Below are 11,948 nucleotides of genomic sequence, written 5' to 3' on the forward strand. Positions count from 1 at the left end.
TACCTAAACCTTACTTTTCCAAATCAAGGTCAGCGGGATACTGACCTTGATTTGTTAAGCCACGATAATCTGCTGGTTGTTTCGCGCCTGAATAGTTCGATGGTGCTTTAACAGGCAGTGGTAAACTATCATTTCCTGGGTACGCTGCTGCTCTGCAAACAGCCTGTTTAAGTGCATATGTATGAGGTCTGCAGCTAGTTGTACCTTTCTTTCGTGAGAAAATTTATCGCATAGGCGAACTATTTTCCAAACCATATCAAAAAGTTTAATTCTGTGTTGTGTTAATCTGAGGGTCTCATAATACAACGAATCTGGGTGTAGCAATGCAGCAATCTCGTCTTTTAATATCCTGTATTTACGATCGAGGGACAGCTTTAGATTTTTTTGATCATGATGCTCCTGGTAAAACGTATTGGCCATTTGATTTAAAAAATTAATCTGATCTGCTAAAAATGGGAAAAACAGATCAACAATTTCTGCCACAGAAACAAACGCCAGGCTATGGTAGCTATAACAAAATGAAGATGTAGAATTAAGCTTAAGATAATGAATAATTAACTGACTGCTTGCCGCAAAACATTGTTCTACGTCGTCAATTAAATCCGCCCCGTAACGTTCCAGTTCGCGCCGGTAGATATCAGCCTGATATTCGTGTACAAGATTATAGCTAATATCTGCCGAAAGTTTAGCTTTTAGCGCCGGTAATATATAATTTACACCGGTTTCTGTAACCAAAAATCGAAGCCTTATGTGCGGGCCGCTATCCATATATCTCACAAAAAACCACGAGGTGATATCGCACGTGTTAAAGTTTTTCAGCAGTGGAAAAAGCACTCGGATAAGTAGTTCATTGGCTCTTGGTTGGGCACAGTAAATTTTTAGATAAAGCCATTTACTACCCGGTATAAAGTTTCGTGTAGTTTTAATAGCTTTGGTTTCGGGCGAGTGTACCAGGGCACTATAAGTAGGAGCCCCCGATACCATAAGGGCAATAAATTGATTAACCATAGTATAACCGCGGTGATCTTTAACATTTTCATCTACACCGATATATTCGCGAATAACTGCTTTGCTGTTCGATTTTAGGCATTGGGTGAAGAGCAATGCCGAGTCATGATCATCTAAATCAAAAACCAACTGCTGATCCGATTTACTAAGGGTAACAAAGCGTGGCAAATTAAATTCATTACGCCATTGTTCAAGCCTGCTCAAGGCTTCTTCATTATTGCAAGGGCAAAGATATATTATGTCTTTTTCGCATAAATTCCATTTGGCAAGGCATAATATTGTATCCTGGTATGTTACCCTCGGATAAGACGACATCCCTGGAAATAGGTTTTCAATGTCGAAAGTAAAATTGCTCTGGATGTTTTGATGCTGCAAATCGCACAGGAATTGAAAAAGACTAAGCTGATTAATGTTGTGGTTATAGGCAGAGCTAAAGCGGGGAATAACTCTTTTTTGCAGGCTGGCTGATTCAAGCACAAGTTCATTGTTGTCTACAAACAACAAGAGATCGGCAGGGAATAGTTGTTGTTTGCCGAGGTTGGCGCTGGTTTGAGTGAGTGGGATCTCATAATTATAAACAGATCGCCTCCGGTTTATGTTGTCAGTATGATCGTCGGATAAATGGTTAATTTCCGCAAAAATAACACCGGGGTTGTTCTGCTGTTCAATATCGGCAATGGTATTAGCTATTTGCAACACCGACGGACTAAACTGCGTAAATCGGCCAATAATTGATAAGGCCGAAGCTCCGCCCGCTGCCTCAATAATAACCCGGCTTTTATGGGTGCTGAAAAGTATAGGCATGGAAGCCGGCATTGGACGTTGCTGCGGTTTCTCGAGTTTTTCCAGATCGGATTTAAGCAGCCTGATTTCGTTTTTTTCGCCAGTAACGTTTTGCCATTTTTGTAAGATGAGACGATGAATAGTAGACCATTTTATTGCACTAACCTCCGTCTCTTTGGCGCCGTAAAACTGAACATCTTCAAGCAGTGTATTAATTATATAAGGCGCCGGTGGTCCGTAGCTAAGACCACTTTCGGGGTCGAGTGCCTGTAGCAATGGTACTTTCTGCCTGTCGTACCGGGTTTTAAACTTCTCTACAAAATCCGTTAGTTTCGAATCCTGTATCGGTTGATTTAATATGTTAAGGGCATTTAGCGCTTCGGATAATTGTTGCTGATAATTGTTACTTAGCGTGCCCGTTACTTGGCGTTCTACGCTGCTGTAAAACCATTGCTTGGGTAAAGGCTCGTTAAGTACGCTATATAAGGCTGCGAAATCTCTCGCTGCCGATTCAATATGCGCAAGCGCTGGAAAATTGCCAGGCTTCATTGCCCTGTTTATGGCATCAACAGCTATAGCTATTGGCGTGCCCATAAGCGCAGGGCTTGTTGCCAGTTGTTGTAATGCATCTTTGCCTAATATACTGGTAGTTAGCTGTGGAACAATGATTTGAGCGCCAATCAAAAAGTCGGTATATGCTCGCGCTTCGTTGTAACTGCAGCCGGCGCATTGTACAGTGTAATTAACGATGTCGGCATAATTGACAAAAGATTGTTCGGCAAACTTTAATAGGCCTTTAATAAAACGGCTTGTATCGTAAGCTTCGAGCTGGTAGGATACTTTACCGGTCTCTTTGTCGCGCTGGGTTTTAATGTAACGAAACTCCTTACCTGTATTGTAGAGAGTTGGGTTGCCTCTGTAACTTTGTAAACCTGAATCGCCACTAAGTAAAAATGGTGTTAATGTTTGCGTTACTCCTTGATCGGCCAGTAATTTAAAATTCACATCGCCAGGTTGGCTAAGCTGTGCGCAACCCTGCTCTCCCCAGTTTATTAGGCTAAGGGTAGAAAAGCTACCAAATGGAGTAGGCCTGAAGCACATGCGATTGTAGTACTTTAATAACGTAGTGCGTTCTTTGTCTGTTAGATTGTTGATGGAGAATTGTTTGGCTGCCAGGGCTTGGAACAAATGAGGGCTGGCCAAATAAATTGCTTGTTTAAAATATTCATCATGGAGCATGTCCTTAAGCCGTGCTGGATGATAATCCTGCGGGCTAAAAAAAGGGCACCGGAGTACCAGTGTCGGTAAAAAAGAAAGGGGCGTTTTCATATTAATTATTTATGTAGCCTTTTACGACACTAATATTAAAGTGATAGTTATTTTTTTAATAAAGTATCGTTACCCCATTACTGTTACAAGCAATAATAAATTAATCATTAAATCTTCATTTTTATAACCTACTTTTGTGGAATGGTGAGTTTCTGCTCACTATTGTGATAAGGTTTAGGTTTAAAGTCCCCAAGCAGCGAGTGCAAGGGGACTTTATTTTTTTAAAGGATATACTAATTTAAGGAAAATTAGCCCTAAAAGCCCGTAAGTAGCTGTAAATAATATATTAAGCGAAATATAGATATATCACATTACCATATTGAATACTTTAATAGCCGCCTTTGCAATTGGCATAAAGCCGGTTGTTATATATTTTAAATCGGGTAAAGAGTCGTTGAAAGACTCGTCCAAATATTCCATTTCCTTGAGGCTTTTAAGCGCCATTTCCATTAACAACGCGAGCGCGTTGATAAGTTGTGTGTTTTCTGTACGATTGTTTTTTAACGCTTCGCGATTTGGTGAAAGTATAAAAGGAGCATTTACCGCGTAGTTAAGCCTGGTTTCGTGCCTGGTGGGCAAAGAGCACCAGGCATAACGGTAATAGTGGTCGTGCTCTGGCCCAATTGCAATCTGATTGTTGATGCCAAGTACGAAAGCAACGCCGATAGTTAAGAAGTAAGCCTTTGAGGTTTGATCAACAATTTTTACCTTTTGGGTGAATTTGATAAGGGTATCATTGTTTAATTTAACCCGCGCGGTTTTGATATAGGATACGGGCGGGCTGGTAATAATTTCTTCGAGCTCTTTTGTAAATCTATTATAGTCGGTTACCGTGATAACATCGATAGTGCGGAGGCTTTTCAAAAACAACATTGGGTTTTTAAACCTTGTCAGTTGCTCGTCAATCGCTTCGTAGCAATCTTCTGCCGACTTATCATCTCTGTCAAAAGGGAGCCAAAATGCAGTAGTTTCTGCATGGTGAAGAAATTCGGGCTCCGGTTTAACTTCGCGCGGTATAACAAACTGCTCTATTTTAAAGCAGTATGGCGGGTTGTAAATGTGTGGTGTGCGTGTATATTGAAAAACCGACTTAAAGCCAACGCCTGCACGCCCTATGTTATTGGTTATGTCGTCCTTTTTTGGGGAAAGTGCGAATGCTGTAATGGCGTTGATATGACCGGGAGAAACTTCGGGTTCTCTTTCTAAAGCAGGGTCGGTTAGTGAAAAGCTGACACTTCCGTTGTGCGAAAACAAAACTCCGTTTTTTCTAAGTTCAAGTCTCGCCTTGGTGGCTTTTGCATCATCCGCATTTTGGATTAATTCATAAATAAAATGGGCCGGCTCGTGGTAAGTGCTAATAATGTGGTTAGTAAACGTTTTTAGCCCCGTTAGTTTTAATGCTTCTACCGTATTTTGCCTTTTTGCGGTTAAGGCAGCAAACCAGTTTTTTTGTTCCATGATATATTGGGTAACCGTTTACAGCACCCTGCGGCAGATAATCTCTTACTTACTTTAATGAGGTGCAATCCTTTAACCGGGAGGCCGCCGGTGTAGGTAATTATTGCACAAATTCTTTTCCGCAGCAGTTACTACTAAGATGTTGAATCCGGATAAGTAAAGGGTCTAGGTAATACTTTCCGGATCAACATCTGCACTTAAAAATGCTGAACATTAGTTTAGTATCCATATAACTTACACCAAATACACTTTTCCCTACACGAACGATGTTTTTTGGGTAATAAACATGAATAGATAATGATCAAAATGGACTGTATTGCGGCCTTTGGGTTTGTTTAGGCTGATTTTGCGACCTGCTCTGCCACATCTTTAATATTTGCATGTAGTGCTTTGATATCTGCAATTCTGCAGGCGTTAATCGGCCGACCTTTGATTTATCATTTAAAACAAAGGAAATATGAAAACGCTATCAGAAAAAGTAATCTTGGTAACAGGAGCCTCAAGAGGCATAGGCGCGGTAGTTGCCCAAAAACTTGCCGAAGCAGGCGCCAAAGTAATTGTAAACTATGCGGGTGGCCGCGAAGCTGCCGAACAAACCGTTAATAGCATTATAGCTAAAGGCGGAGAAGCCATTGCGTTACAGGCCGATGTGAGCAAGGCCAATGAAGTAGCCGCACTGTTTGATGCCGCCATTACACACTTTGGTAAAATAGACGTGCTGGTAAATAATGCCGGTATCATGATCACCAAATTATTGAAAGATACCACCGACGAAGATTTTACCAGCCAGTTCGACATCAATGTTCGCGGTACATTTAATACGCTTCGCGAAGCAGCCACCAAACTGGCCGACAATGGCAGTATTATCAACTTCTCATCAACCACTACCCGTGTAATGATGCCTACTTACAGTACTTACGTAGCCACCAAAGCCGCTGTAGAACAGTTAACCCGCGTATTTGCCAAAGAAGTAGGGGCCAGAGGAATTAACGTAAACTCCGTATCACCAGGCCCTACAAATACCGAATTATTTACCAAAGGCAAACCGCAGGAATTGATAGATCGCCTTGCATCACAATCAGCTTTTAACCGTATTGGCGAGCCCGAAGATATTGCAAAAACAGTAGTCTTCCTGGCAAGCGACGATGCCAAATGGATCTCTGCCCAAAACATTGGCTTAAATGGGGCAATGGCTTGATTTGGAATCAAGAATCGAGAGTCAGGAATCGCGACAAGAAACACAAGCGCATTAACAAATCAACAAATCATCCAATTAGAATCATGAACTCATTAAAAAATAAGGTAGCCTTAATTACAGGCTCGGCAAGAGGTTTAGGAAAGGCAATTGCAGAACGTTATGCCGCATTGGGCGCGGATATTGTAATCAACTATTCGCGCGATAAAGCATCTGCAGACGAAGTGGTAAGCAGTATTAACGCCATGGGCGTAAAAGTAATTGCCATACAGGCAGACATAAGTAAAGTAGCCGAGATAGAGCGATTGTTTGCAGAAGCAAAAGCCGCATTCGGTAAAATAGATATTGTGGTGGCCAATGCGGGTATTGAGCTGGTAGAGACGCCAGTAGTTGATTTTACCGAAGAGCAGTTCGACCGTGTATTTTCTATTAACACCAAAGGAACGTACTTTACCATGCAGCAGGCGGCCAAAAATGTAGAGGATGGCGGCCGCATCATTTACATCGCATCTAGCACAACTTCGTTCCCGGTACCGGGAATGGCGGTTTATGGGGGGAGTAAGACCACGCCGCGTTACCTGGTTGATATCCTTTCGAAAGAGATTGGCCATAAAGGTATCACCGTAAACTCTATCATTCCATTTGCGGTAGATCACTCCGGCATATTTGCCGAAGCAGGTAGCTACCCGGAGCTTAGAAAACAACTGCTTGACAGTTGCCCGATGGGGCGGCTGGCCGAAGTAGAAGACGTAGCCGATGTGGCAGAGTTTTTCGCCAGTAGCCTGTCGTCATTCGTAAATGGCCAACACTTGTTGGTGAATGGCGGCGCTACTAACTAAAGCTTATGGAAAACAGAAAAGTCCCCTCGCGTTAGCAAGGGGACTTTTCTGTTATAAGGTAGCCATGTCTATAACAAAGCGATACTTAACATCGCCTTTAACCATACGGTCGAATGAGGTGGTGATATCTTTAATGTCGATGAGTTCGATATCAGCTACTATGTTGTGCTCGGCGCAGAAATCGAGCATTTCCTGAGTTTGCGGCAAGCCTCCAGCGCCAGAGCCGGCAACTACTTTATTACCTGCTAGCAAGGCAAATGCGGGTAATTCATAAGGTTCTGCAGGCGCGCCAACGCAAATGTATACACCATTTGTTTTTAGTAAGGAAAGATATAGGTTCAAGTCGTGCTTGGCAGAAACCGTATCTAAAATAAAGTTGAACGAGCTTTTTACCGCCGCGACTTCTTCGGGGTTACTCATTACCACAAAATGGTGTGCTCCTAATTTTTCGGCATCCGCTCTTTTAGATTCTGAGGTACTTAAAATAGTAACTTCTGCACCTAATGCTACACCAAATTTAACGCCCATATGGCCTAAACCGCCGAGGCCTACTACTGCAAGTTTATCGCCTTTGCCAACTTTCCAGTTACGAAGAGGGGAGTAGGTAGTGATACCCGCGCAAAGCAGTGGTGCAACGCCGGCCAACGAAAGTTTTTTTGAGATATGGTGTACGAAATCTTCATGCACCACAATTTTATTGGAGTAACCACCATAAGTTGGGTTACCATCTTTATCTAAGCCGTTGTAGGTTTGTACAGGACTTACCGAGCATAATTGCTCCTGTCCGTTCTGGCAGTTTTCGCAGGTGCGGCAAGAGTCTACCATTACACCAACGCCACCCAAGTCGCCGGTTTTAAACTTTTTAACGTGATCGCCAATCTGGCTAATTTTGCCCACAATCTCGTGCCCTGGCACCATTGGGAACACACCCGGAAACCAGTCGTTTTTAATTTGGTGCAGGTCCGAGTGGCAAACACCGCAATAGGCTATCTCAATCAGCACATCGTGCGGGCCGACTTCTCTGCGTTCAAAATCCCAGGGGGCTAAATCTGTTTCAGCGCTTTGCGCTGCATATCCTTTGGTTTGTATCATTACAGGTAAATTTTATTTACCCAAAGTTATAACAGCACACCGGAGTTTAACTTACAGAATTCAAAGTAATAGTTATACTTTTCAAAGCGATTTGCGCAAGGTCATGGGTGTAAGACCGGTGTGTTTTTTAAAGAAGTTGTTAAAGTAAGATGCGTATTCGAAACCGAGGCTAAACGCAATCTCGGCGGCACTCCAGTCAGTATGCATGAGCAAAGACTTGGCTTCGGCTATAATTTTTTCGTTGATATGTGTAGTGGTAGATTTGCCGGTAGACTCCTGCACGGCGGCATTGAGATGATTTACATGAACGGACAGCCGATCGGCATAATCTCCTGCTTTTTTTAGCTTCAGCGCAAACCTGGGCGAATCTACCGGGAACTGTCTTTCCAATAAATTGATAAATAATTTGGCAATACGCGAGGCCGCGTTTTGTGGACTAAAATAAGCTATAGCGGGTTGCATCTTTATGGCCTCGTGAATAATGAGATTTACCTGGCTGCGCAGCAAATCGTACTTGTATACGTATTCACTATCAATTTCGTGGCGCATGCGGCTAAAAATGCTGGTTAAATAGCTAACCTGCTCATCGTTCAGAAAATAGACCGGGTTACCATCAGGCTTAAACAAGGAGGACTGCTGGAGATTGCCCGGCCTTGCACTATCATTTAAAAATTCCTCGGTAAAAACGCAAAAATATCCCGACATCTCGTCGGTATAAGTTTCGTCAGCATCCCATGAATAGGGTATCATAGGATTAGTGAAAACCAATACCGGCTGGTCTATCTGGATACCCCGATTGGCATAAAGCAGCTGGCTTCTACCATTGGTAACAAATGAGATCTTGTAATAATCGCGTCTGTTATACGAAGACAGCGAACACTTTCCTTCCGATATGGTGGCCACTTTAAACTGTGCAAACTCAGTAGGCGATATTTTAAACTCGAACGGTACTTTCTCCGTAGCTTGCGATTCTTCCATTCGCAAAGTTAAAAAAATCAAAGCGTATTAGTAAAACAGTAAAGCCACCCTAATCGGGTGGCTTTACTGTTTTTACATGGGCGCTACTGGTTTAGCTAATGATATCCATCAAAAATGAAATAGCCTCCGGCGAATGCAATGCTGTTGTGGACTGCATGGTAATAGCTGCTGTTTCTGAAGCCCTCTCACGCATTTGGGTTTCATAGGCCGCTATAGCTTGTTGTGTGTTTTCGAAATCACTATTTAACAGGCAACGGCTTAATTCCAATGCGTCAAGCATTGCCATGTTTACACCCTCGCCGGCAAAAGGTGGCATCAGGTGCGCTGCGTCGCCCAGCATGGTTAGGTTCGATTGAGATTCCCATGTTTGATCCAGAGGCATGCAATACATTACCCGCGGAATAAACGCTGCGCTTGCGTTCTCAAACAATTCGTACCAGATCGTGTCCCAGCCGGCATACTCTGTTTTAAACCATGCTAATACCTGCGCCTTGTCGGTAAAATCTATCCCGCAATCGCGGCTCCAGGATTCGTCTTTTTTAAAACTTGCGTAAAAATTCAAACTGCCGTCGCCTTTGGCGCTCAGGATCAGCGATTGTTCATTGCCCATGGCAAATATTTTTCCGCCTTTGAGCAAATTATGCATGGTTGGGCTTACAGTAGCCGCATTGTAAACCGCACCCTCAATGGCGGTAACGCCCGAATAAAAAGGTTTAATAGGAGTAATATATGGCCTTATTTTAGAATTGGCCCCATCGGCTGCTATTACTATATCGGCCGTAACTGTCTGGCCGTTCTTAAAGTTCAGTTGCCATTGGTCGCCTTCTTTTGAAATATCTACAAAATGGCTATCCCAAACTACGGTATCGGGTTGTAACGAATCCAGTAAGATATTTTGCAGAGGACCACGGTCTATCTCGGGGCGGTCCAAAGGGCGAATATCGCCGGCATGGTCGTCGAAGATAATAATTGCGTTTTTATCCATAATGCGCATCTTATCGGCATCGGGGCGATAGTTTGCTTTAAAGGCATCCATTAAACCAGCTTCGCGTAGTGCGGCCAGGCCCGATTCTTCGTGCAAATCAAGCGTTGCGCCTTGTGCGCGGGCATTTCGATTGGCATCGCGTTCGTAAACTTTCACATTTGCGCCCTGCATTTGCAAAAGGCGGGCAAGCGTTAGCCCACCCGGGCCACCGCCAACAATAGCTATTTTTTTATTTTCTATGTTGTTCATTGTTGTTTTTATTAAAGTGTTACACCTTTGGTTATAGCCTCACAGCATGCTAAAATCACTTCGTCGGTAATAATCTGCTGCGGCCGTTCGGTATAGTCAAAATATTCGTTAATCAGTTCGAGAATAGGGGAAAAGAGCAAAGCGCGGTATACATCGTGTGGGAATTTTTTAATAATGCCCGCCTGCATATTCCGGTCAAGAAAACTAATGATCGGCCCAAAGAAATCGCCTTGTTTAATATCCCTTTTTTGGTAGGCTTTATTAAGCAGGGGTGACGACTTTCCGTATTGAATGAGTGCAAAGTAGGGTTTGTTGTTTTTCAGATATTCAAATCCATTTAACCACAGCTTTTTTATCCCCTCGGCAAAATTCATCTCTGAATTAAAGCCTTTGAGAATGGCCTTTTCGTATTCGCTTAAAACCACATCTACATATAGCTTTACTAGAAGGTCGTCCTTGTCGTTATACTTAATATAGATAGTGCGGGGCGATATCCCGGCCGCTTTCGCAAGCTTTTGCATACTAAGGTTTTCCAAACCTTCCTCGGCAATGATTTGCAAAGCAATAGTGCGAATGGCTTCTTCCTTTCCTAAATTCTTTGGCCTCATTATTAAATTCTCCTATTAATTCTAATGATAATACAAATATAAGTAAACGTTTATTTACTTATGAATATTATTTAATTTTCTGACAATTGGATTAAAGTTGATTATACATGAAATGCCTTAGCCTTCTTGTTTCAATTTTTTTTATGAAACAAGATTTGATGTCGTGCTTAACGCAAAAGCAGGATCTAGCATCTATTTTTAACTATTTCCAAAGTTGGGAGGACATGTTTATCAAATTAAGAAGCTAAACCAGATTACATGTTGCTAAAAGGCAAGTACATCGCATGCATCTTTATTTTAAGCTTTCTGTTTATAGCAGATGGTTTTGCCCAGGCACGGAAAGACACTTTGATTTTCTTGAATAACGAATTATTAATAGGCGAGTTTAAGCAAATGTCTCGTGGCCTGGTAAATTTCGACTCCGATGGCATTGGGCTTATAAGTGTTAAGGCATATAAACTTAAGTCTATTCATACTACTTTGGGTACACTGCGTGTTGAGACTGTAAATCGGCATTGGATGTATGGCACGCTTGTTCCGGCTGCAGAAAAGGATTCCATTTATTTGGTGGATGGTGCTAATCGCACTAAACTCGCCTGGACCGATATTAGTTCGATTCTACCTTTTAGGCGGCATTTTTTCAACCAACTGGATGGTAAGGTGTCGGCAGGGTTGAGTTTCTCCCGTTCATCTGGTATCGGGCAATTTAACGTTAACGGAACGGTTACACATCGTACCCGCTCATTTCAAACCGACTTAACGGTAAGCGAATTGGGAAGTATCGATTCTTCCAGGTTTTCCCGCGATCAGGAAAACGTACAACTCGGCACTAACCACTATATAGGGAACTCGACATGGTTTGAGGCCGGCTTATTAAATTATCAGCGTAATATAGAGCTATCGCTTGCACATCGTTTTCAAATAATGGCAGGTGCGGGCAATAAGCTGATATCTAAACAGCATTTTGAGTTAATGGTTACATCCGGTCTATCGGTTAACCAGGAAAGAAGTATTGAGGGTACAACCTCGGGGCTGTTGGTGGAACTGCCCGTTTTGGTTAAGCTTTATTACTTCAAATTTAAAAAGCCCAATATGCAAATTGCCATGACCAACGCGGGTTATGTAAGCCTTTCCGAATCGGGAAGGTACAGGTACGACGGTAATGTCAGCTTTTCGTGGGAGCTGATGTCTGATTTCTATTTCACAACCAATCTGTACGGGAACTATGATAGTAAACCACCCGATTTTGGCGCTGCAAATACCGACTACGGCCTGGTAATGGGCATAACTTATAAATTTTAAGCAGGTAGGAGATAGTCCATTTGCCACAGACATCTTGTATTCATACTAACCCGTGCATTCAGTTCCATTTTACAATCTGCAACGAGATTGTGCTTGCCATGCAAGGCGGGTTGGGAGGTAGT

At 42.7% G+C, this 11,948-nt stretch carries 9 protein-coding genes; 3 read left to right on the plus strand and 6 right to left on the minus strand.

Going from position 1 to position 11,948, the window contains the following annotated elements; translation table 11 throughout:
- Positions 1-54: 54 nt before the first annotated feature.
- Positions 55-3,120 (minus strand): lantibiotic dehydratase, encoded by a 3,066-nt coding sequence (locus GSY63_RS11745; RefSeq protein WP_166585994.1) that lies wholly within the window; start codon positions 3,118-3,120, stop codon positions 55-57.
- 306 nt (positions 3,121-3,426) lie between these two features.
- The gene (locus GSY63_RS11750) at positions 3,427-4,578 is read right to left on the minus strand and encodes a sacsin N-terminal ATP-binding-like domain-containing protein (protein WP_166585995.1); all 1,152 of its coding nucleotides are present in this window, start codon (positions 4,576-4,578) and stop codon (positions 3,427-3,429) included.
- Positions 4,579-5,035: 457 nt separating this feature from the next.
- Between GSY63_RS11750 and GSY63_RS11755 the strand changes: the two genes are divergently transcribed.
- Positions 5,036-5,776, plus strand: a complete 741-nt coding sequence (locus GSY63_RS11755; RefSeq protein WP_166585996.1) for an SDR family oxidoreductase — start codon at positions 5,036-5,038, stop codon at positions 5,774-5,776.
- 83 nt (positions 5,777-5,859) lie between these two features.
- On the plus strand, positions 5,860-6,612 hold the full coding sequence (locus tag GSY63_RS11760; protein WP_166585997.1) for an SDR family oxidoreductase: 753 nt from the start codon (positions 5,860-5,862) through the stop codon (positions 6,610-6,612).
- A 51-nt stretch (positions 6,613-6,663) separates the two neighbouring features.
- On the opposite strand, the gene GSY63_RS11765 is transcribed toward GSY63_RS11760, so the two are convergent.
- The 4 genes from GSY63_RS11765 to GSY63_RS11780 form a co-directional block, all read right to left on the minus strand.
- Complete coding sequence (locus tag GSY63_RS11765) at positions 6,664-7,704, minus strand: NAD(P)-dependent alcohol dehydrogenase (protein WP_166585998.1); 1,041 nt, start codon at positions 7,702-7,704, stop codon at positions 6,664-6,666.
- Positions 7,705-7,785: 81 nt separating this feature from the next.
- Entirely contained in the window at positions 7,786-8,682 is an 897-nt protein-coding gene (locus GSY63_RS11770) for a helix-turn-helix domain-containing protein (protein ID WP_166585999.1), read from the minus strand.
- Between the two features lie 91 nt (positions 8,683-8,773).
- Positions 8,774-9,916 carry an FAD-dependent oxidoreductase gene (locus GSY63_RS11775; RefSeq protein WP_166586000.1) on the minus strand — a complete coding sequence of 381 codons (1,143 nt, stop codon included), beginning with the start codon at positions 9,914-9,916 and terminating at the stop codon, positions 8,774-8,776.
- Positions 9,917-9,927: 11 nt separating this feature from the next.
- Entirely contained in the window at positions 9,928-10,524 is a 597-nt protein-coding gene (locus GSY63_RS11780; RefSeq protein ID WP_166586001.1) for a TetR/AcrR family transcriptional regulator, read from the minus strand.
- A 258-nt stretch (positions 10,525-10,782) separates the two neighbouring features.
- On the opposite strand from GSY63_RS11780, the gene GSY63_RS11785 reads away from it, so the two are divergent.
- Complete coding sequence (locus tag GSY63_RS11785) at positions 10,783-11,826, plus strand: DUF481 domain-containing protein (RefSeq protein WP_166586002.1); 1,044 nt, start codon at positions 10,783-10,785, stop codon at positions 11,824-11,826.
- Positions 11,827-11,948: the final 122 nt, after the last annotated feature.

Origin of the sequence: Mucilaginibacter agri, assembly GCF_009928685.1 — a bacterium.
Classification (GTDB): domain Bacteria; phylum Bacteroidota; class Bacteroidia; order Sphingobacteriales; family Sphingobacteriaceae; genus Mucilaginibacter; species Mucilaginibacter agri.